The organism is Micromonospora sp. NPDC049523, from assembly GCF_040676775.1.
GTDB lineage: Bacteria > Actinomycetota > Actinomycetes > Mycobacteriales > Micromonosporaceae > Micromonospora_G.
This window is the reverse complement of the sequence record NZ_JBFAPP010000031.1, coordinates 1-20,238: the sequence shown is the minus strand read 5'-3', so window position 1 is coordinate 20,238 and position 20,238 is coordinate 1. Positions and strand designations below refer to the sequence as shown.

Annotated in this window: 17 protein-coding genes; 8 read left to right on the top strand and 9 right to left on the bottom strand. The window is 71.9% G+C overall.

Features of this window, described 5'->3' with window-relative positions:
* Positions 1-9 precede the first annotated feature (9 nt).
* The 3 genes from AB0J90_RS32215 to AB0J90_RS32205 are packed head-to-tail and all read right to left on the bottom strand — an operon-like array spanning position 10 to position 3,492.
* Positions 10-873: a transglutaminase family protein gene (locus AB0J90_RS32215; protein WP_363602414.1), complete on the bottom strand. Its 864-nt coding sequence runs from the start codon at positions 871-873 to the stop codon at positions 10-12.
* 22 nt (positions 874-895) lie between these two features.
* Entirely contained in the window at positions 896-1,852 is a 957-nt protein-coding gene (locus tag AB0J90_RS32210; protein WP_363602412.1) for an alpha-E domain-containing protein, read from the bottom strand.
* Positions 1,846-3,492 (bottom strand): circularly permuted type 2 ATP-grasp protein, encoded by a 1,647-nt coding sequence (locus AB0J90_RS32205; RefSeq protein WP_363602410.1) that lies wholly within the window; start codon positions 3,490-3,492, stop codon positions 1,846-1,848. Before AB0J90_RS32205 ends, AB0J90_RS32210 begins: the two co-directional genes overlap by 7 nt.
* A 210-nt stretch (positions 3,493-3,702) precedes the next feature.
* Here AB0J90_RS32205 and AB0J90_RS32200 point away from each other — a divergent pair, with 210 nt between their 5' ends.
* Together AB0J90_RS32200 and AB0J90_RS32195 are read left to right on the top strand one after the other, a co-directional pair.
* Positions 3,703-3,966, top strand: coding sequence for a hypothetical protein (locus tag AB0J90_RS32200; RefSeq protein ID WP_363602408.1), 264 nt, complete (start codon positions 3,703-3,705; stop codon positions 3,964-3,966).
* A 305-nt stretch (positions 3,967-4,271) separates the two neighbouring features.
* Positions 4,272-5,021: a DedA family protein gene (locus AB0J90_RS32195; protein ID WP_363602406.1), complete on the top strand. Its 750-nt coding sequence runs from the start codon at positions 4,272-4,274 to the stop codon at positions 5,019-5,021.
* On the opposite strand, the gene AB0J90_RS32190 is transcribed toward AB0J90_RS32195, so the two are convergent.
* Positions 4,978-6,381 (bottom strand): NAD(P)H-quinone dehydrogenase, encoded by a 1,404-nt coding sequence (locus AB0J90_RS32190; RefSeq protein WP_363602404.1) that lies wholly within the window; start codon positions 6,379-6,381, stop codon positions 4,978-4,980. The genes AB0J90_RS32195 and AB0J90_RS32190 overlap by 44 nt on opposite strands.
* A gap of 106 nt (positions 6,382-6,487) precedes the next feature.
* Here AB0J90_RS32190 and AB0J90_RS32185 point away from each other — a divergent pair, with 106 nt between their 5' ends.
* Positions 6,488-6,946: a gamma-glutamylcyclotransferase family protein gene (locus AB0J90_RS32185; RefSeq protein ID WP_363602402.1), complete on the top strand. Its 459-nt coding sequence runs from the start codon at positions 6,488-6,490 to the stop codon at positions 6,944-6,946.
* 57 nt (positions 6,947-7,003) lie between these two features.
* On the opposite strand, the gene AB0J90_RS32180 is transcribed toward AB0J90_RS32185, so the two are convergent.
* Positions 7,004-7,738 (bottom strand): hypothetical protein, encoded by a 735-nt coding sequence (locus AB0J90_RS32180; RefSeq protein ID WP_363602400.1) that lies wholly within the window; start codon positions 7,736-7,738, stop codon positions 7,004-7,006.
* 80 nt (positions 7,739-7,818) lie between these two features.
* Positions 7,819-8,805 (bottom strand): hypothetical protein, encoded by a 987-nt coding sequence (locus tag AB0J90_RS32175; protein WP_363602398.1) that lies wholly within the window; start codon positions 8,803-8,805, stop codon positions 7,819-7,821.
* A gap of 280 nt (positions 8,806-9,085) precedes the next feature.
* On the opposite strand from AB0J90_RS32175, the gene AB0J90_RS32170 reads away from it, so the two are divergent.
* Positions 9,086-10,006 (top strand): DUF4349 domain-containing protein, encoded by a 921-nt coding sequence (locus AB0J90_RS32170; protein WP_363602396.1) that lies wholly within the window; start codon positions 9,086-9,088, stop codon positions 10,004-10,006.
* A gap of 55 nt (positions 10,007-10,061) precedes the next feature.
* Here the strand turns inward: AB0J90_RS32170 and AB0J90_RS32165 are convergent, their stop codons facing one another.
* The gene (locus AB0J90_RS32165; protein WP_363602394.1) at positions 10,062-11,108 is read right to left on the bottom strand and encodes a hypothetical protein; all 1,047 of its coding nucleotides are present in this window, start codon (positions 11,106-11,108) and stop codon (positions 10,062-10,064) included.
* A 157-nt stretch (positions 11,109-11,265) separates the two neighbouring features.
* On the bottom strand, positions 11,266-12,543 hold the full coding sequence (locus tag AB0J90_RS32160; protein ID WP_363602392.1) for an amidohydrolase: 1,278 nt from the start codon (positions 12,541-12,543) through the stop codon (positions 11,266-11,268).
* 558 nt (positions 12,544-13,101) lie between these two features.
* Between AB0J90_RS32160 and AB0J90_RS32155 the strand changes: the two genes are divergently transcribed.
* Genes AB0J90_RS32155 through AB0J90_RS32145 form a run of 3 tightly spaced genes read left to right on the top strand, consistent with a single transcriptional unit; the run spans position 13,102 to position 18,657 of the window.
* Positions 13,102-15,018, top strand: coding sequence for a serine/threonine-protein kinase (locus AB0J90_RS32155; protein ID WP_363602390.1), 1,917 nt, complete (start codon positions 13,102-13,104; stop codon positions 15,016-15,018).
* A 56-nt stretch (positions 15,019-15,074) separates the two neighbouring features.
* Positions 15,075-16,769, top strand: coding sequence for a phospho-sugar mutase (locus AB0J90_RS32150; RefSeq protein ID WP_363602388.1), 1,695 nt, complete (start codon positions 15,075-15,077; stop codon positions 16,767-16,769).
* A gap of 52 nt (positions 16,770-16,821) precedes the next feature.
* Positions 16,822-18,657, top strand: a complete 1,836-nt coding sequence (locus AB0J90_RS32145) for a stealth conserved region 3 domain-containing protein (RefSeq protein WP_363602386.1) — start codon at positions 16,822-16,824, stop codon at positions 18,655-18,657.
* 111 nt (positions 18,658-18,768) lie between these two features.
* Here the strand turns inward: AB0J90_RS32145 and AB0J90_RS32140 are convergent, their stop codons facing one another.
* Positions 18,769-19,446 (bottom strand): GPP34 family phosphoprotein, encoded by a 678-nt coding sequence (locus AB0J90_RS32140; protein WP_363602384.1) that lies wholly within the window; start codon positions 19,444-19,446, stop codon positions 18,769-18,771.
* Positions 19,447-19,527: 81 nt separating this feature from the next.
* Between AB0J90_RS32140 and AB0J90_RS32135 the strand changes: the two genes are divergently transcribed.
* Positions 19,528-20,109: an NUDIX domain-containing protein gene (locus AB0J90_RS32135; protein WP_363602382.1), complete on the top strand. Its 582-nt coding sequence runs from the start codon at positions 19,528-19,530 to the stop codon at positions 20,107-20,109.
* Positions 20,110-20,238: the final 129 nt, after the last annotated feature.

Here is a 20,238-nt window from a genome sequence, read left to right as displayed (position 1 = left end):
ATTTGCCCCTCACCGCAGCCGGGTGATGGTGACCTCCACGCCCTGGCCGGTGTTCTTGGGGCCGGAGTAGACGCCCTTCAGCGGCGGTACGTCGCCGTACTCCCGGCCTCGGCCGACCACGACGTGCCGTTCGCCGATCGGGATGCCGTTGGTGGGGTCGAAGCCGGTCCACCGGCCGACCCACCATTCCACCCAGGCGTGACTCTGCCCGACGACGCTCTCGCCGATGCTCGCCGACGGTGACGGGTGCAGGTAGCCGGAGACGTAGCGGGACGGGATCCCGGCCGAGCGCAGCAGCCCCACCAGCAGATGGCTGATGTCCTGGCAGACTCCCTTGCGCTGGCGCCAGGCCTGCACCGCGTCGGTCTGTACGCCGGTCGCCCCGGCCGTGTACGCCACCTCGTCGCGGATCTGTTCGCAGAGCGCCAGCGCGGTCGCGTGCGGGGTGGCGTGCCCGGCGCGGGCGATCTCGGCCAGCGCGGTCAACTCCTCGTCCAGGGCGGTACGCGGGGTCGGCAGCAGCAGTTCGTGCCACCGGTCGACGTGTTCGGGCCGGGCCAGGTCGGCCCAGCTCGCACCGCCGGTCGGCGGGAGCAGGTCACCGGCGGGCAGGGTCTCCACGGTCGACGCGGCGGTGACCCGCAGCGCCTCGTGCGCGCTGTGTACGTCGAACGCGGTGACCGAGGTGCCCCAGTAGTCCTCGTAGCGGTAGGTCCGGGCCGACGGCCAGACCTCCACCCGGGCGTCGAGCACCGCCTGGCGGGTTTCGTTGCGGGGCGACATCCGGGCCTCGTTGTACGAGGACGCGACCTTGCCGGCGTAACTGAACCCGGTCCGGTGGATGATCTTCAATCGCCAGCTGTTGACGCTCACGCGGTTTCCTCCGGTGCTGCCCTCATGCCACTGCCTCCGGGACCCACAGGACCGCCGAGGTCTGGCGGAAGTAGCGGCGCGAAACGGCCTCGTTCACCTGTGAACAGGTGCGTTCGAGGCTGGCCAGCACGCTCGGGAAGTCGGCCAGGAGTTCTTCGGCGCCGCGGAATTCGAGGTTGGTCCTGGCCCGACCGACGATCCGCTGCGCCTCGGTGGCGACACCGACCCGACCGGGCTGACCGCCGGGGCCACCGGTGGGTTCGAGGTCGGTCAGGCACGCCTCGGCGGCCGACAGGGCGGCGAAGACCGAGCGCGGGAAGAGCCGGTCGAGCAGGAGGAACTCGGCCGCGTACCGGTCGTCGAGCGAGCCTCGGTAGGTGCGCAGGAAGGTTTCCCAGGCACCGCACGAGCGAAGCAGGGTCAGCCAGGACGGGATGCTGCCGCCGGCCCGTACGTGGGTGGAGAGCAGCCGGGCGGTCATGTCGACCCGTTCCACGCTGCGGCCGAGGACCATGAACAGCCAGCCCTCGTCCCGGCTCATGGTGGCGTCGGCGAGCCCGGCGAGCAGGGCGCAGCGCTCGCGTACCCAGCGGAAGAAGGCGTGCACACCCTGCTGCTCGACCCGGCGACGGGCGTCGGGCAGGCCGTGCCAGGTGGCGTTGAGCCCTTCCCACATGTCGGCGGAGATGGTTTCCCTGGCCCCACGGGCGTTCTCCCGGGCGGCGGCGAGCGCGCCCACGACCGAGCTGTGGCTGCTCTCGTCGAGGCCGAGCAGGCCGACCACGCGGGCGGCGGAGACCGGCTGCTCCGGTGGTGGCACGCCCATCACGGCGAGCAGCGAACGGCAGGCGGTTTCCTCGTCGGCCCACGGGTCGGCGAGCATCCGGTGCAGGTGTACGTCGAGGATGCGGGCGGTGTCCTCGGCCCGCTCGACGTACCGGCCGATCCAGTAGAGCGATTCCGCGATCCGGCTCAGCATGCCGCTGCCCCGCCGATCCGGGCGGACTGCTGCTGCTGTTGCTGCTGGACGGCGACCGGACCGGAGTCGGGACCGGGGTCGGGGCTGCGCGGCGCCGGCAGGCTGGTGCCGTCCGCCACGGTGGTCGTACCCGATCCGGCCGGTTCGTCGGGGGCGAGGTAGACGGCCGGTGCTTCCGACGCGGCGGCGACCGTGATCGCGGCGACCGGCGCCTCGGCGAGCACCCAGGTGTCCTTCGACCCGCCGCCCTGGCTGGAGTTGACGACCAGCGCACCTTCTGGCAGTGCCACCCGGGTCAGCCCGCCGGGCAGCACGGTGACCCGTTCGCCGTCGTTGACCGCGAACGGGCGCAGGTCCACGTGCCGGGCCCGCAGCCGGTTGCCGACCAGCGTCGGCACCATGGACAGGGCCACCTCGCGCTGGGCGATCCAGCCGCGCGGGTCGTGCCGTACCTTCTCGGCGAGCAGCGACAGTTCCTCGTCGCTCGCCTGGGAGCCGATCACGATGCCGGCGCCGCCGGAGCCGTCGACCGGTTTGAGCACCAACTGGTCGAGCCGGTCGAGTACGTGTTCGAGCACGTCCGGGTCCTCCAGCCGGTAGGTTTCCACGTTCGGCAGGATCGGCTCCTCGTCCAGGTAGTAGCGGATCAGCTCCGGAACGTACGTGTAGAGCAGCTTGTCGTCGGCGACGCCGTTGCCGACCGCGTTGGCGATGGTGACGCGGCCGGCCCGCGCGGCGTTGAGCAGGCCGGCCACGCCGATCACCGAGTCGGCCCGGAAGTGCACCGGGTCGAGGAAGTCGTCGTCGATCCGCCGGTAGATGACGTCGACGCGTTGTTCACCCGCGGTGGTCCGCATGGCTACCTCGTTACCCACGCAGACCAGGTCCCGACCCTCGACCAGCTCGACGCCCATCTCGCGGGCGAGCAGGGCGTGCTCGAAGTAGGCGGAGTTGTGCACGCCGGGGGTGAGGACGACCACGGTGGGCTCGCTGACACCGACCGGCGCCGCGGCGCGCAGGGCCCGCAACAACTGCCCGGGGTACGACTCGACCGGCTGGATCCGGGTGGCGGCGAAGACCTCGGGCAGTACGTGGGCCATCGCCCGCCGGTTCTCCATCACGTAACTGACCCCGGACGGCACCCGTACGTTGTCCTCCAGCACCCGGAACGTGCCCTGCTCGTCGCGGACCAGGTCGACCCCGGCGACGTGGATGCGTACGCCGTTGTGCGGGTTGATCCCGGCGACCTCGCGGTGGAAGTGGGCGCTGGTCACCACGATCCGGCGCGGCACCACCCCGTCGGCGAGCACCTGGCCGGCACCGTAGATGTCGGCCAGGAAGGCCTCCAGGGTGCGGACCCGCTGCGCCACCCCGGCCTCGACCACCCGCCACTGGTCGGCGGCGATGATCCTGGGCACGATGTCGAGCGGGAACGGCCGCTCGATGCCCTTGAGCGCGAACGTGATGCCCTGGTCGAGGAACGCCCTGGCCAGTACCTCGGCCCGGATGCCCAGCTCGACGCTGGACAGTGGTTGCAGCGTGGCGTGCAACGCCTCGTACGTTTCCCGCGGCATGCCCGGCTCGCCGAACATCTCGTCCCATCCAGGGCCGAGGCGGTAGTCCTCGAACAAGTCCGCCATGTCCTGACGCTACGCCGATCTCGTTGCGCCCACGTAACGACGGAACTCGTCCGTACGTCCTTACCTGCGCCGGATCCGGACCGCCAAGGTGATCTTCTTCCATTGATTGTCACCTTTCGGACATGGGCGCATCCATCCCGGTTCGGTGCTGGTTGGGCAGGGTGTCCACCCTGATCGGTCGACACGGAGATTCCCCTCGGGAGGCACCCCATGACCCCCACCACCACCCAGACCCGGCACCCCTGGCGGGCCACCGCCCGGACCATCCTGGCCGCGCTCGTCGGCGCCCTGTCCCTGGTACCCACCGTGGCGGCGACCGCCGGGCTGGACACCGTACCGGCGGTCGCCCAGCTCATCGTCGTCGCCGGTGTGATCACCCGGGTCCTGGCCGTCCCCGGCGTGGACCAGTGGCTGCGCCGGTTCCTGCCCTGGCTGGCCTCGGCACCGCGCAACGACGCGCAACCGGTGATCTGACCGGCCGGTGCCCCCGGCGCAGCGGTGGGCCGCCGGCGCGGGACCCGCCGGCGGCCCGATGGCTAGCCGTAACCGTCAGGAACGGGGGGACCTGAGGTGGCGGGTCGCGCCCCTCCAACGGTACGCCGACAGCCCGGTTTGCCGGGTCCCGCGAAGCGCACCCGGTGGCAACACGAACGCCACGGGCGCGACACCGGCAATATCACACCCCGATCCGTGGCCGATGGCCGTAGCGTGGCCGGTATCACCACTGGTCGGGCCCATGTGAGGCGGCGGAGAGCGCCGGTTCAGGCTCGACGGAGACCATGGCGGCCGATCGCGTCGAGGTGACCCGAGTGCTCGAACTTCTCACCAACGTCGCGTCCCCCACGTCGGCGTACCTGGCGCTGTTCGGCCTCCTCGTCGTGGACGCCTTCGTGCCGGTGGTACCGACCCAGGTAGTGATGATCACCGGCGGTGCCCTGACCATCTACGGCAACCTGAACCTGCCGCTGACCATCGGCGTCGGCGCGCTCGGCGTGTTCTGCGGCGACACCGCCTGCTACCTGCTCGGTCGGACCGGGGCGGGGCGGCTGCTCAGCGGCTGGCGCAGCGCACGGAGCCGGGCCGGGAACGGCGATGAGCAGGTCGAGCGGGTGAACGGCTCCCGGTCCCGGCAGGCCGCCGGACGCTTCACCCGCGCCCTGCGGCAACCCGGACCGCTGGTCATCCTGCTCTGCCGCTTCGTACCCGGCGGCCGCATGATCGCCTGCTTCAACGCCGGCCGGGTCCGTTACCCGTACCGACGCTTCCTCGCGTACGACGCGCTGGCCGCGCTCGGCTGGGCGGCGTACGGCGCCCTGGTCGGCCACCTCGGCGGCGCCGCGCTCACCGACTCGGTGTGGCGGCTCGCGACGGTGGCCCTGGTGGCCGCGGCCGGCTTCGCCGCTGCCGGCTGGGCGTTGACCCTGACCAGCGGTCGGGCGGCGGTGGAGCTGCCAGCGCCGGAGCCGGCGCTGGCAGCCTCCGGGATCACTCCGAACCGTGCAGCATCAGCTGACGCGCCGCCTCGGTGACCGAGCCGGACAGCGACGGGTAGATCGTGATCGTGTGGGCTAACTGGTCCACGGTCAGGTTGTTCTCCACCGCGAGGGTGATCGGCAGGATCAGCTCGCTGGCCTTCGGTGAGACCACCACCCCGCCGATCACCTGACCACTGGCCGGCCGGCAGAACAGCTTCACGAAGCCGTCGGAGAGGTCGGCCATCTTGGCCCGCGCGTTGCCGGCCAGCGGCAACATCACCTGGCGGGCCGGGGTACGACCGGAGTCCACCTCGTCCTGCGACACCCCGACGGTGGCCAGTTCCGGATCGGTGAAGACGTTCGCCGCGACCGTACGCAGCCGCAGCGGCTGGACCGCCTCGCCGAGCGCGTGCCACATCGCGATCCGGCCCTGCATCGCGGCGACGCTCGCCAGCGGCAGCACCCCGGTGCAGTCCCCGGCCGCGTAGATGCCCGGCACGTTGGTCCGGGACACCCGGTCGGTGGTGACGTACCCGCCCGGGGAAACCGCCACGCCGTACTCGGACAGGCCGAGGGAGGCGGTGTCGGGGATCGAGCCGACCGCCATCAGGGCGTGCGAGCCGGTGATCGTACGGCCGTCGGAGAGTTCCACCTCGACCCCGTCGGCGGTACGCCGTACGCCGTTGGCGCGGGAGTTGTTCAGGATGGTCATGCCCCGGGCCCGGAACACCTGCTCGATCGCGGCGGCGGCGTCGGCGTCCTCGTGCGGCATCACCCGGTCCCGACTGGAGACGAGGGTCACCCGTACGCCCATCGCCAGGTAGGCGCTGGCGAACTCGGCCCCGGTCACCCCGGACCCGATCACGATCAGGTCCTCGGGCAGTTCGTCCAGGTCGTACACCTGCCGCCAGGTCAGGATCCGCTCCCCGTCCGGTACGGCGGTCGGCAGCACCCGGGGCGTGGCACCGGTCGCGATCAGTACGGTAGAGGCGTCGACCGGATACTCGGAGTCACCACCGGTCGGGGTGACGAGCACCCGGTGGGTGTGACCGAGCGTGTCCTCACCGAGCCGGGCCCGACCGGCGATGAAGGTGACGCCCGCTTTGATGAGTTTGGCGTGGATGTCCGCCGACTGGGCCAGTGCCAGGCGCTTGACCCGCCCGTACACCGCCTCGGCGTCGACCGTGACCGCCTCCAGCCCGTCCGAGTGCACCCCGAACTCCTCCGTGTCCCGGTACCCGGTGACCACGTCTGAGCTGGCGATGAAGGTCTTGGACGGGACGCAGTCGGAGAGCACGCAGGCCCCGCCGGCCCCCTCGGCCTCGATGACGGTGACGTCCGCGTCCAACTGGGCCGCTACCAGCGCGGCCTCGTAACCGGCCGGCCCCCCGCCGATGATCACGATACGGCTCACAGAACTTGCCCTTCGTTGACGCTCACAGTGACTTTCTTCTCCCCAACCCGTCCGACACGCACTGTCGTATTCTCCACCACCCGTCCGCCGGGCTATCGTCATCGCCGTGCGTCACTACGCCGCGTACGGCTCAAACCTCGATCCTGCCCGGATGCGTGCTTACTGTCCGCATTCGCCCATGATCGGCACCGGCTGGCTGGAAGGCTGGCGCCTCACCTTTGCCGGTGAGGGGGTGATCGGTTGGGAGGGTGCGGTCACCACCATCGTGGAATCTCCCGGCGATCGCGTCTTCGTCGCGATCTACGACGTGCATCCCTGGGATGCGGCCCAACTCGACGAGGTCGAGGGGGTGATCGCGGAGACCTACCGCAAGCTGCACGTACGGGTGGTGACGCTGGACGGCGAGGTGACCGCCTGGGTCTACGTCTTCGCCGGGTACGAGGGGGGCCTGCCCACCGCCTGGTACCTCTCGGAGATCGCCAACGCGGCCGAGAAGGCCGGTGCCCCGGACGACTACGTCGCCGAGCTGCGAGCCCGACCGACCGGGACCGCCACCACCACCTGACGCCCCGGGCCATCCGATCGGCACGGCGCCGGGCGGGTCAGGTGAGAGCCGGGCGGTTCAGGTGAGACCGGTACGCAGGCTGCCGAGCAGGTCGACCAGTTCGATCCGCTCGGTGTCACGCAGGTTGCGGAAGCCGGTCGCGGCGAGTTTGTCGGTGACCGCGTCCGCCCAGAGCCGGCGCCGGATCAGTGCGGCGACCTGCGGGTACGGCGGCTGCCAGCCGTTGGCCAGTGCGCCTGCCTCGCCGTCCGGCCCGGCCAGGATCGCCTCCAGCGGGGTCAGCCCGGCGACCCGTACGGCGATCAGGTGCGCCGCACTGCGATGCTCCCGCAGCAGGTACAGCAGCACCGCCATCCGGCCGGCCGGGTCGTGTACCGGTGCCGGCACCGCCCGCCAGGCCGCGAACAGCGGCATGCCGGTCGCGTCGGCGTCCTCGACGGCCCGGGACGTCAACTCGAGCAGCCGGTCCAGCTTGGGGAAGCCGTGCAGGTGTTGCGTGCCCCAGCGGCAGCACTCGGCGAGGTTGCTCGCCGCGACCTCGGTCGGCCGGGCCACCCGGCGAGCGGCCTCCCAGCCCTCGGCGACCGCGTCCGGGGCGAGGAAGCCGAGCGTCGCGGCCACCGTCTCGGGAGCCACGTCGCCGAGCACCCCGCCACGCCCGGCGACCTGGAACGCCCAGCCGGACAGGCCGAACACCCGCGCGCGGTGCTGCGTCTGCGGGCTTTCGCCGAACGCGCCGACCAGCGCCGAGATGCTCGGTCCGGCCGCCGCGGCGGCCTGTTCAGGGGTCAACTGGTCACCCTTCCCGCGATCCTGCGTACCTCGGGGTGGTCTTCGATCGAGCTTGTTCGTTCCCCGGGTCTGCGGGCACCCTACTCGGCATCGAGCGCCTCGACCGCCGCCTCGACGTCCCCGGTGCGGCGCCGGGCGGCGGCCGCCGCCCGCTCGGCCGTCTTCCGGGCCAGCTTGCGTCGGCTGACCTCCTGCTCAGCCCCGGCCCGCCGACGTTCCGCCTCGGCCAGGGCTCGTTCCGCGTCGGCCAGAGCGGCGGCCCCGTCCCGTTCCGCCGCCGTGGCCCGGTCCAGGTCCGCCTCCGCCCGCCGCTGTTCGGTACGGGCGTTCGCCAGCTCTCGGGCCAACGTCCGGCGGAGGCTGGCCCGCTCGGCCGCGGCACGCTTCTCGGCGGCCCGCTCGGCCGCTGACGGCTCGGTGGCGGCCCGTCCGGTCGTCGACCGGTCCCCACCCTGCCCGGCCGCCCCAGCACCGGCACCGGCACCGGCACCGGCACCGGTCGACGGTTTGCCGGTGCGGGTGCCGGGTGCCGGTAGGGACAGCTCCGGTCCTCCGGCGACCAGGCGAAGCTGCGGTCGGGGGACCTCACCGAATCCGGCGTAGCTGGCGGCCCGGACCAGCCGCCCGGACCGTACCTGTTCGGCGACGTCGAGGTCGGCGAGCGCGGCCTGCAGGGTCGCCTCCACCTCGGCCAGGGGCAGCTTGCCCGCCGCCAGCCGGCTGTCGGCCTCGGTCGCCAGCCCTCGCGCTTGCGCGACCAGGGCGGATACGGTGCTGCGCCGCTGGGCGGAGAGTTCGCGCAGTTGTGGCCCGCGCAGTTCCCGTTGGGCGGTACGCAGTTCGCCGGCAAGCTCGACCAGGTCGGCGACGAGGTCGGGGCGCCGGATGGCGAGCAGGTTCACCATCCAGGCGGCAACAGTCGGCTTGCGGAGTTTGGCGACCTGCCGGGCGGTCGCCTCGTCGCCCGCTGCCCGCGCCGCCGCGACCGCCTCGGTACGGGCGGCCACGAAGCCGTCCGGCGGGGCGGTGTAGAGCCGCTCGACAAGATCAACGGTCATGGCTCTCATCCCGCGCTACGGGTGGGTTCACCTGACGTCCGACCGGCCGACCGAGTCCAATTCGGACGATATCGCCGGGTGGTCGTAACCGGTGCACCGCATCGTGACTCCTCGACAACCGAATCGTGACGTCCCCCAGCGCAGTCTGCCGGAACCGGGGCGCGACCGCCTCGCGTCTGAGCAACACCCGTGACGGGGAAACGAAAAATTCGGAGGACTCATGCGCGATAGGACGCGAGGACGATGGTTCGGGCTCCTGGGTACGGCGGGGCTGGTTGCCGTACTGGTCTTGACGGGATGCAGCGCCGGGTCGGACGACAGTGCGAGCACCTCGGGCGCCGCCCAGCCGGCCGGGGCCGACAACGCCCGGGAACCAGGCTTGCAGCAGGAGGACGGCGCGGAGGCGAAGCCGGGCGCGGAGGTGCCGACGAACCTGCGGGTGGACCAGCGGTCGATCATCTACACCGGCTCGATGACGGTCCGGGTCAAGGAGGTCGAGCGGGCCGCCGCCGAGGCGGTCACGATCGCGACCGGCGCCGGTGGTTTCGTCGGCGGAGACCACCGGACCAGCGTCACCGGTGACGCCGAGGCGACGCTGACGTTGCGGGTGCCCGCGGACCGGTTCAGCTCGGTGGTCGACGCCCTGGCCAAGCTCGGCCACCAGGAACGGCGTGAGATCAAGACCGAGGACGTCACCGAGCAGACCCTGGACCTGGCCGCACGGATCAGCACCCAGCAGGCCCGGGTGGAGAGCGGGCGGCGGCTGCTGGCACAGGCCAAGTCCCTGACCGACCTGGTGATGCTGGAGGGCGAACTGGCCAAACGGGAGGCCGACCTGGTCGCGCTCCAGGCCCGGCAGCGCCGGCTGGGCGACCTGACCGCGCTTTCCACCATCACCGTACGGCTGGTCGGGCCCGAGGCCGTGGTGGTGGAGGAGGAAGAGGAGGCGAACGGCTTCCTCGACGGGCTGCGCGGCGGCTGGGAGGCGCTGCTCGGCACCGTGCGGGTGGTACTGGTCGTGTTCGGCGCGCTGCTGCCGTGGCTGATCGCGCTCGGCGTACCGGCGTGGGCGGTGATCTGGCTGGTCCGGCGCAACCGCCGAGGGCGGCCGGCGCCACCGATCGTGGCACCGGCGGGCCATCCGGCACCCCTGCTGCCCACGCCACGCAACGAGCCCCCGGCCGGAGTCCCGTCCGACCACACCGACTGAGCCGGGGCGGTGCCGTCGTCGGGTGACCCAGCACGGTCACCCGACGACGGTCGGCTCAGCCGAAGTACGCGGAGACGGCCCCGTCGCCGCCCGCCCTCGCCCCGCCGCGCCGGGCGCCTCCCAGCCGCCAGGGGCCGTCGAGCACCCACGCCCGGATCTGCTCGTCGGTGGCCAGGATGTCCTTGCGCAGGTCGTACACGAGGTGTTGCGGCAGGCTCGGTGGATCGCCCCGCCGGGAACCCTTGAACGGCATCACCGGCAGCAGCAACGGGTAGTCGATGTCACCGTTGCCGTTGCTCAGCCCGATCTCCCGCTCCAGGAAGGCGCGGATCCGGCGCCGTACGTCCTCGACGTCGGCCAGCGGAGCCAGCCCCGGGTCGGGTACCCGGTCGTCGATCACCCCGTCCAACGACGGCCGCTTCCAGATGAGCTGGAACGCGGGTCGCTTCGCGGCGACACCCCGGTCCCACGGGCGGGGGCTCATCGAGAGCACGTCGTACGTGTGGTGGTGGTACACGATGCCCCGGCTGTCCATCGACTCCAGCACCTCGTCCACCGCGGCCAGCCACGGCAGCAGTGCCTCGTGCCGCAGGTCCCGGCCCCGCCGACGCAGGTACGTCTGGTACAGCTCGGCGCTGCCCACGTACGGGTCGTTGGGCAGTTGCCCCTCAAGGCTGGCCCGGTTCGCGTCGATCAGCAGGCGGGACAGGTGGAAGCCGGCGACCGCGACGCCCTCGGCCGCCCCGGACCTGACGTCGTCGACCAGCCGTCGGTAGATCGCCCCGGTGCCCAGGTCGACGTTCTGGTGCACCAGTTCGGCGAGCGGTTGGAAGTTCTCCGGGTCGGTCTCCGCGATCAGGTCGTCCGGGAGTTCGGTGCCACCGTGCGGGACGATGTGCAGTTCGGTGATCGGACCGCGGGCGCTGCGTACGATCGTGCCGGCCCCGAACCGCTGCTTGCGGTGGTGCGGACCGGCTGTGGACGCGGGACCGCCGAGATGGACGTGTCCGCAGTCGACGCAGAGATGTTCCCGTTGGTGCCGCAAAAATGGCGAAGCCCCGCCCGTACTGTCGAGCTCGGCCGTCATCACGCTCTGGCGCACGACCGTTCCTCCTCTTCTGAGGGCGCACTGCGAAGCTGCGCGAGTTGCACACGATGGATGTGGTTCACCGGAACGGGCCCCACAACCCGTCAGCGGTCGGCTCGGGCGGCCTCGTGCCGCCCGGTGCCACCGGCGATCCGACCGCTTGCCCCACGCGCTATTCCTGGTCGGTCCGGACCGGTCGCCGTACGCCGGGGAAGGCCACCAGGGCGGCGTGCGTCATGACCCGGATGCCGTACCCGATGGCCCGCTCGTCCACGTCGAACCCGGGGTGGTGCAGGTCCGAGCCGGGACCGCCGGTGCCGAGGCGGAACATCGCCCCGGGTACGTGTTCGAGGTAGAACGAGAAGTCCTCGCCGCCCATGCTGACCGCGGCTTCCAGCACCTGCTCGGGGCCGAGTGCGCGACCGGCGGCGGTGGCGATCGTCTCGGTGGCCCGTTGTTCGTTGACCACCGGCGGGAAGCCGCGGTTGTAGTGGATGTCGGCCTTCGCCCCGGTGCCGGCGAGCGCTTCCCGGATCAGCTCGGGGACCAGGTCGGGCGCCTCCCGCCAGGCTTGCGTGCTCAGCGTGCGGATGGTCCCCCGGACGGTGCCCTCGGCCGGGATCGTGTTGTACGCGGTACCGGCGTGGGCCGCCGCCCAGACGATCGACAACGGCGTACGCGGGTCCATCCGGCGGCTGAGCAGTCCGGGCACGTCGACGATGAGCCGGCCGAGTGCGTACACCAGATCGGTGGTCAGGTGCGGCCGGGCGGTGTGTCCGCCCGTACCGGTGACCGTCACCTCGACCATGTCGCAGGCCGCGGTCATCGCCCCGGTCCGTACGCCGACCACGCCGGTGGGCAGCTGCGGCGCGCAGTGCAGGGCGTAGATCGCCGACACCTCGTCGAGGCCGCCCGCGTCGATCACCTCCGGCGCCCCGGACGGAAACGCCTCCTCGGCCGGTTGGAAGATCAGCCGGATCCGGCCGTCGAACCTGCCCTCGGCGGCGAGCCGGGCCAGCAGCAGGCCCGTGCCCAGCAGGATGGTGGCGTGCACGTCGTGTCCGCAGGCGTGGCAGACACCGTCGACGGTGGACCGGTAGGGCACGTCCTTGATGTCGGTGAGCGGCAGCGCGTCGATGTCGGCCCGCAGGGCGACCACCGGAGCGTTCGGCCGGCCGACGATGTCGCAGATCACGCCGTTGCCCTTCGGCAGCAGCCGCGGCTCCAGACCGGCGGCGGTGAGCTCGCGGACGATCAGCGCGGCGGTGCCGAACTCCTGCCCGGACAGCTCGGGGTGGGCATGGATGAAGCGGCGGGTGGCTACCAGGTCCGGCATCCGGAGTGCCAGCATCCGGTCGAGCTCGTACGGAAGGGGCACGGCCCCGGGCGGCAGCTCGGGCGTGGGCGACGCCAGCGGGCTGCCGGGCGGCAGCGTCAACGCACTCGTCACGTCGAATTCTCGATCACTGTGGATGGGATGGGACTCGGACAGCCTAGACCTCCGACGGTGACGCTGCGCAACATCAATTTGGTAGTGATCGGACCGCGTAGCGTCACGTATGTCCTGGTAGGAGCGTTCGGAAAGCTTCGGTCCGGTCCGAGGGTCGCCCTCAAACGCCAGCATGTGGCCCCCTCACCTCCTACAACGCGTGACGGTTGCGCCGGTCACGTACCCCGACCCGGACGGCGCCAACCACGCCCGAATTGCCGGAATTTTCGCCGCTGGCACCTGGCCCGCGAACGGTCGGCGGACCCGACGGCGAACAGCGCGACCGTGACCCTGACATACCCCGTTCACCCCCTTACGCACACCGTGTCCGTCAAACCACAGTTCGTCGCGTCATTAGATACACTGCGTCCGGAATTGGGTACGTTGAGTGAGTGAGTTGATGTGGATGTACGAGTTCCGAAGAAGGCACGCCGCGTTGGCTTTCGCTACCGGTGCCACAACCCGCAAGATAGGGGGGATGTGTCCCATGCCCCTCGATTTTTCCCGGCGGCCTTTCCTGTGACTCAGATTCCGACGTGGAGTGGCGGACCAGTCAGCCCCACCAGCGGACGTGCAGCTCCCGGCGCCACCATCGGCGGTCGTTACTCGCTGCGGGCAGCGGTCGGCCATGGCGGCATGGGCACGGTGTGGCGCGCGGCCGACACCCTGCTCCGCCGCGACGTGGCCGTCAAAGAGGTCGTGCTGCCACCGGGGCTCGCCCCCAGTGACCGCGACGCGATGTACGAACGCACCCTGCGCGAGGCCCGCGCGGCCGCCGCCCTGCAACACCCGGCCGTGGTGCAGGTCTACGACGTGGTCACCGAGGGCGGCCGGCCCTGGATCGTGATGGAGCTGCTCGACGCGCGCAGCCTCGCCGACATGGTGATCGAGGACGGGCCGCTCGCCCCCCGCGCGGTAGCCAAGATCGGCATCGCACTGCTCGGCGCGCTCGAGGTGGCACACGCGATCGGCGTACTGCACCGGGACGTCAAGCCGGCGAACGTGCTGATCGCCTCCGACGGCCGGTGCGTACTGACCGACTTCGGGGTGGCCCGGATGCCCACCGACGTCCAGCTCACCACCCCCGGCATGGTGCTCGGCTCGCCGCACTTCATCTCCCCGGAACGCGCAATGGGCAGCGACTTCGGGCCACCCAGCGACCTCTTCTCGCTCGGCGTCACGCTCTACACCGCGGTGGAGGGGCGCCCGCCGTTCGACCGGGGCGACCCGATCGAGACCATGCACGCCGTGGTCGAGGACCCACCCGCGCCGCCGAGCCGGTCCGGGCCGCTGACCGACGTGCTGATGGGTCTGCTGGAAAAGGACCCGTCCCGCCGCTTCGACGTGGACACCTCGCGCAACATGCTGCGCGAACTGCTCGCCGGCCCGCTGGCCAGCACCGCCGCCGGGCACTTCGTGACCGACCCGTACTCGGTGGTGCCGGCCCAGCGGGCCCCGTGGCAGCCACCGACCCCGCCCGCGACCCCGCAACCCACCGGCCAGATCGGTGGCTCGGCGATGCTCGCACCCGGCGAGTCGCTGACCGACCGGCTGGCCCAGCTACGCAAGTCCGGTGGCCAGGCGCCGCAGGGCTCGGCCCACTCCGGCAGCGGGACGGACCAGACCAAGGCCGGTGGAGCGTTCAGCACCCCGACCGGCGCGATGCCGGCCGGTGGACGCTGGGACGAGAGCGGGCCGGCGATCTACGGCACCCCGGGCGGCAGCACCGCCACCTACGGCGGCTCCCGGTCCGGCGGTAACGCCGCCCTCGGCAACGCCATGGCAGGCGCCCGCCGGTTCGGCGACACCGCCCTCACCACGGTCAAGGGCTGGCCGCGCAAGATGCAGCTCGCCGCGGCCGGCGGTGTGGTCCTGGTCCTGGTAATCGGCATCATCGCCCTCTCCGGCGGTGGCTCGGATCCGGCCGCTCCGGTGCCCCAGGCCGGGGCGAGCCCCACCGCGCCGGCCGGGCCGACGTTCCCGGTCCAGACGCACGCCGAACGCGGCGTCTCGGTCAACGTGCCCGAGGGCTGGAAGAAGAACGCCCCCAAGGGTGCCCTCTACATCGACTTCACCGACCCCGCCGACGCCGGCCGCCGGGTCCGGGTGCTGATCGAGAAGGCGGCCAGCAACCCGGCACCGACCAAGTTCCTCGAATCCGCCGGCACCATCCTCGCCAAGCCGGACAACAAGTCCTGCACCAAGCCGTACGCCCAGATCGCGCTCCAGGACGTCGAGATCAACGGCAAGCCGGCCGGCGAACTCGAATACACCTGCGGCGAGGGCGACACCAAGCGGCACGGCATCTGGCGGGCGATCGTCCAGGACGGCAAGGCGTACGAGTTCTACCTGACCACCCCGGACGCGCGCTTCGAGGAAAGCAAGCCGATCTTCGACGAGATGGTCCGCAGCTTCACCATCACCGGCATCGGCTGACCCACCGACCGGGGGACCCTCACCGACCGGGTCCCCCGCCGTGCTATCAAGTCCGAGTGACGGCGAACCCGAACGACCCCGACGACCTGCGTACCCGTGCCGAGGCCTGGCTGGCCGACGACCCCGACCCGGTCACCCGGGACGAGCTGCGGGCGCTGGTCGACCGGCTGCCGGGTAGCGCCGCCGAGCTGGCCGACCGGTTCGCCGGGCCGCTCACCTTCGGCACCGCCGGGCTGCGCGGCCCCCTGCGCGCCGGCCCGAACGGGATGAACCTCGCCGTGGTCAGCCAGGCCGCCGCCGGGCTGGTCGGCTGGCTCGCCGCCCGCGCCGCCACCGGACCGCTGGTGATCGGGTACGACGCGCGCCACGGCTCCCGTACGTTCGCCGAACGGACCGCCCAGATCGCCACCGGCGCCGGACGGCCGGCGCTGCTGCTCCCCCGACCACTGCCCACCCCGGTGCTCGCGTACGCCGTCCGGGCGCTCGGTGCGGCGGCCGGTGTGATGGTCACCGCCAGCCACAACCCGCCCCAGGACAACGGCTACAAGGTCTACCTCGGCGCCGAACTGGGCGGTCCCCGGGGCGCCGGGGCGCAGATCGTGCCGCCGGCCGACGCGGAGATCGAGGCCGCGATCCGCGCGGTCGGCCCGCTGCACGAGGTGCCGCTCGGCCCGGCCGGTGAGGTGCTCGGAGACGACCTGGTCGCCGCGTACGTGGGCGCGGCAGCGGCGGTGCTGGACCCGGACGGCCCGCGGGGACTGAAGGTGGCGTACACCCCGTTGCACGGGGTCGGCGCCGCCGTCTTCACCGCCGCCTTCGCCCGCGCCGGCTTCGGTGTCCCCGGCATCGTCGCCGAGCAGGCCGAACCCGACCCCGACTTCCCCACCGTCGCGTTCCCGAACCCGGAGGAGCCGGGCGCCACCGACCTGCTGCTCGCGCTCGCCGAGAAGATCGACGCGGACCTGGCCATCGCGAACGACCCGGACGCCGACCGGTGCGCGGTCGCGGTACGCGGACCCGACGGGCAGTGGCGCATGCTGCGCGGCGACGAACTGGGTGTGCTCCTCGCCGACCGGCTCATCCGGCGCGGCATCACCGGCCTGTACGCCACCACGATCGTCTCCTCCGCGCTGCTGCGGGCCATCTGCGCCGCCCGAGGACTGCCGTACGACGAGACGCTGACCGGGTTCAAGTGGATCGTGCGGGCCGAGTCCGGCAGCACGCCGCTGGTCTACGGCTACGAGGAGGCGCTCGGCTACTGCGTCTCCCCCGACCTCGTACGCGACAAGGACGGCATCACCGCCGCGCTGACCGTCGCCGAACTCGCCGCCGACCTGAAAGCCGAGGGCCGTACGCTGCTCGACCGGCTGGACGAACTCGCCGCCGAGTTCGGGGTGCACCTGACCGACCAGCTCTCGCTGCGGGTCGACGACCTGCGGGAGATCCGGGACGCGATGGACCGGATCCGGGCCGACACCCCCACCACCTTGCTCGACGCCCCGGTGACCTCGGTGCAGGACCTGCTGCCGGAGGCCGACGTGGTGATCCTGCGGACCGACGCCGCACGGGTGGTGATCCGGCCCTCCGGCACCGAGCCGAAGCTGAAGGCGTACCTCGAAGTGGTGGCGCCGGTCGACGGCCCGGACGGGCACGCGGACGCCGCGGACGCGGTCACGCTGGCCCGACGGTCGGCCACCGATGCCCTGGTCACACTGCGGACCGAGATCGCCACGGCGCTCGGCATCCGGTGACCCGGGTGGCCGGGCCCACCACCTTTGCTCGCGACCAGTCGTTACAGCAGGTGTGCTCGCACGCCGCTGTTACGCACTGATCCCGACCGCCCTCCGACGACGGCTGCACCGACGGCTGCCCTTCGACCGTCAGGTGCAACTCGCCCGCTGGCTGGGCCGGCCGGGCGGAACCCTCGCGGTCACCGTGCGCCAGTGGTACGACGACCGGTCCGAACGGCCCACCGGCCGGCGCTGGGTCCACCTCGACGGGCGCAGGGTGGCCGCCGACGTCGACCCCGACGCCACCCCGCTCGGCGCCCACCAGGGCAACCTGGACCGGGTGCTGGGCGCGCTCGCGGACGCCTCGGTCGAGCACTTCGCCATCCCGCACCACCGGGGACTGCGCAGCAGGGTCGGCGTGCCGGCCAGCCAGCGCACCGAAGCGCTTCGGGCGGTCGCCGGCCTGCCCGGTGTCCTGGTCGGACGCCCCAACCGCCGGGTGGTACGTCCACGCCCCGGCCGCCGCCCGTACCGCCTGCGGCGGGCCGACGTGGTGCTGGTCTACCGGCCGCTGTGGACCGGTGAACACCTCGCCTACGGCGCGGCGTACGCGTGTGAGCTGGAGTTCTGGCATGCCGGTGACGGCCGCCTGACCGCACCCCGGCCGAACGGGCTCTCCCGCAGCCTGCCCAGCTACCGGCCGAACGTACGGGTGCCCGGCGCCTCGCTGAACCCGTTCGTGCCGGCCGGCTACCACGCCCGCTACCCGGTCCGGGCCGACTTCGCCGGGGTCGGCGTGGACGCGATCACCTTCCCGATCGACGCCGTCTACACCTGGTTCGACGGCACCGACCCGCACTGGCGTTCTCGCTACCAGGCGGCACGGCACCGGCAGGCACCGACCGGTACGCAGACCGCCGACGAACCCCACCCGCCCGACCGGGACGACCTACGCCACTCGCTGCGCTCGCTGCACCTGTACGCACCCTGGCTACGGCACATCTACCTGGTCACCGACGGGCAGGTGCCCCGCTGGTTGGACGTACGCCAACCCGGCCTGACCGTGGTCGGCCACCGGGAACTGTTCACCGCCGACGCCGTCCTGCCGACCTTCAACCCGTACGCGGTCGAGTCGGTCCTGCACCTGATCCCCGGACTCGCCGAACACTTCCTCTACCTCGGCGGCAACGTCCTGCTCGGGCGGCCGGTGCTACCCGGCACGTTCTTCCACCCCAACGGCCTGACCAAGTTCTTCCCGTCCCGGTCGGCCCAGATCGACCTGGGCGAGCCCGCGTACACGGACGCGGCAGCCACCGCCGCCGCCAAGAACAACCGCCGGATCGTCAACCGCCGGTTCGGGCGGGTGATCAGCCAGCAGCTCAAGCAGGCGCCGCACGCGCTGCGCCGATCGATGCTCGCCGAGATCTGCGCCGCGGCGTCGGAGGAACTCGCCGGGACGAGGCGGCACCAGTTCGGGCACCCGGGCGATGTCAGCCTCGCCTCGGCGTTGCACCACCACTGGTCGTACCTGCGGGCCACGGCGGTGCCCGGCCGGCTCCGGCACCTCCACGCCGATCCCACCGACCCGCAGACGCCGGTACGCCTCAACGAGCTGCTGAGTCTCCGGGACCACGACACCATCAGCCTGGACGGCACCACGGGCGCCGGTGTCGACCGGGAGCGGGCGGACGCCATGGCCCGGAGCTTCCTGGCTCGTTACCTCCCGGTCCGGTCCCCGTGGGAGGTGACCGCCGAGGTGGAAGCGGAACGCGCCCAGCAGACCGCCACCGAACTCGCCCACCTGCTCCAGCCGGGTGTGGGCGTCGCCGGTCCGGTGCCGACCGCCCGCCCCGGCAAACCCGGCGCGACCAACCGCCCCACCGGCAACGGCCTGCTCCAACCCCGCTGAGAGCTCGAGTCAGCCGTCGGCGCTCAGCCGTGTGCGCTCAGCCGTCAGCGCTCAAGCCGTCAGCGCTCAAGCCGTCGGCGCTCAAGCCGTCGGCGCTCAAGCCGTCGGCGCTCAGCGGGGCGCGCCGAGCGCGGCCGTGATCGCCTTCGCCAGGGCGGCGATCACCAGTGCCACCGACGGGCGGATGGTGGACTCCTCGAGGCTCACCTCACCGGTGAACCCGGCACCACCGGCGATCTCCGCCAGCCGCCGGTGCGCGTCCGCCAGGGCCGGACCGGACAATCCCAGGCTCGGTTCCATCCGGCTCGCCCCGACCAGGGCCGCCAGCGCGGCCGTACGCTCGTCCGGCACCTGGTCACCGGTGAGCGCGACCGCCAACCGGTCCCGGATCTCCGCCTCCAGCGTCGGGTCCACCACCGGGTAGCGGTGCACATGGATGTGCCCGAGCGCGGTCTCGTCGACGTCCCGGACCACGCCCCGAGCGACAAGGTCGGCCAGGATCCGGTCCCGCAGGCCGTGCCGCAGCCGCTGCACCCAGGAGGCCGGCGTGTGCGGGGTGTCCGCCGCCATCCGCCCCAACACCTCGTCGGTGATCGGGTACCCGGTCGGCGACGGGTCGCTCACCACGATCGAACCGTCGGCGTACGCGACCCGGCCGGCCAATGCCAGGTCGACCAGGACCCCGGCGGCCATCGCGAGGTCGAGTCCGATCCGCGATCCAGTCGCTTTGCCCGACTCGTCGTCGTACGCGAGCAACAGCAGTTCTTCGGCCAGCGCAACACCAGTCATGGCCCGAGACGGTAGTCGGTCCACGCACCAACGCGCAGGTCGCCTCTCCGCCACCAGCCCCAACCCGCCGTAGGTGGCCCCGTGCAGGCCATCCTCGCCACTCTCGGCTACGTACTCTCCCCCGACGGCAGCCGGGTGCTGATAATCCGGCGCGACACCCACCCCGACGACCTGCACTTCGGCTATTACAACGGGCTGGGCGGCTATTACAACGGGCTGGGCGGCAAGTACAACGGGCTGGGCGGCAAGTACAACGGGCTGGGCGGCAAGTACAACGGGCTGGGCGGCAAGCTCGAACCCGGCGAGGACGTTGTCGCCGGCATGCGGCGGGAGATCCGCGAGGAAGCCGGCATCGAGTGCGAGGCGCTGGAACTGGCCGGCACCATCTCCTGGCCCGGTTTCGGCCGCAACGGCGAGAACTGGTTCGGCTTCCTGTTCCGCATCACCCGCTGGTCCGGCACCCCGTACGAGACATGTCCCGAGGGCACTCTGATCTGGACGGAGGTCGCCAACGTACTCGCCGGCACCGTCCCCGTACGCCCTCCGACCAGAACTTCCTACCCCTGGTCCTCGCGAAATCCCCGCAAACCTTCCACGCCTCCCACCCCTCCCGTTGATCTTGCAGTTGTGGTCCCTCACAAAGGCCACGAATCCGACTTCTGAGGCACCACAACTACAAGATCGACGGGGCGGCGGAGGGGGGCGGCGGAGGGGGTGGGCTGATCGACCGCAACATTAACTACACCAACGTCTGCGTGACGGCCTGCAAGTTCTGCGCCTTCTACCGGGCGC

Bases quoted from the DNA above. Each gene is read 5' to 3' on its own strand.
- AB0J90_RS32210 (WP_363602412.1), bottom strand. From the start codon at position 1,852: ATGCTGAGCCGGATCGCGGAATCGCTCTACTGGATCGGCCGGTACGTC.
- AB0J90_RS32205 (WP_363602410.1), bottom strand. From the start codon at position 3,492: ATGGCGGACTTGTTCGAGGACTACCGCCTCGGCCCTGGATGGGACGAG.
- AB0J90_RS32200 (WP_363602408.1), top strand. From the start codon at position 3,703: ATGACCCCCACCACCACCCAGACCCGGCACCCCTGGCGGGCCACCGCC.
- AB0J90_RS32195 (WP_363602406.1), top strand. From the start codon at position 4,272: ATGGCGGCCGATCGCGTCGAGGTGACCCGAGTGCTCGAACTTCTCACC.
- AB0J90_RS32175 (WP_363602398.1), bottom strand. From the start codon at position 8,805: ATGAGAGCCATGACCGTTGATCTTGTCGAGCGGCTCTACACCGCCCCG.
- AB0J90_RS32140 (WP_363602384.1), bottom strand. From the start codon at position 19,446: ATGACTGGTGTTGCGCTGGCCGAAGAACTGCTGTTGCTCGCGTACGAC.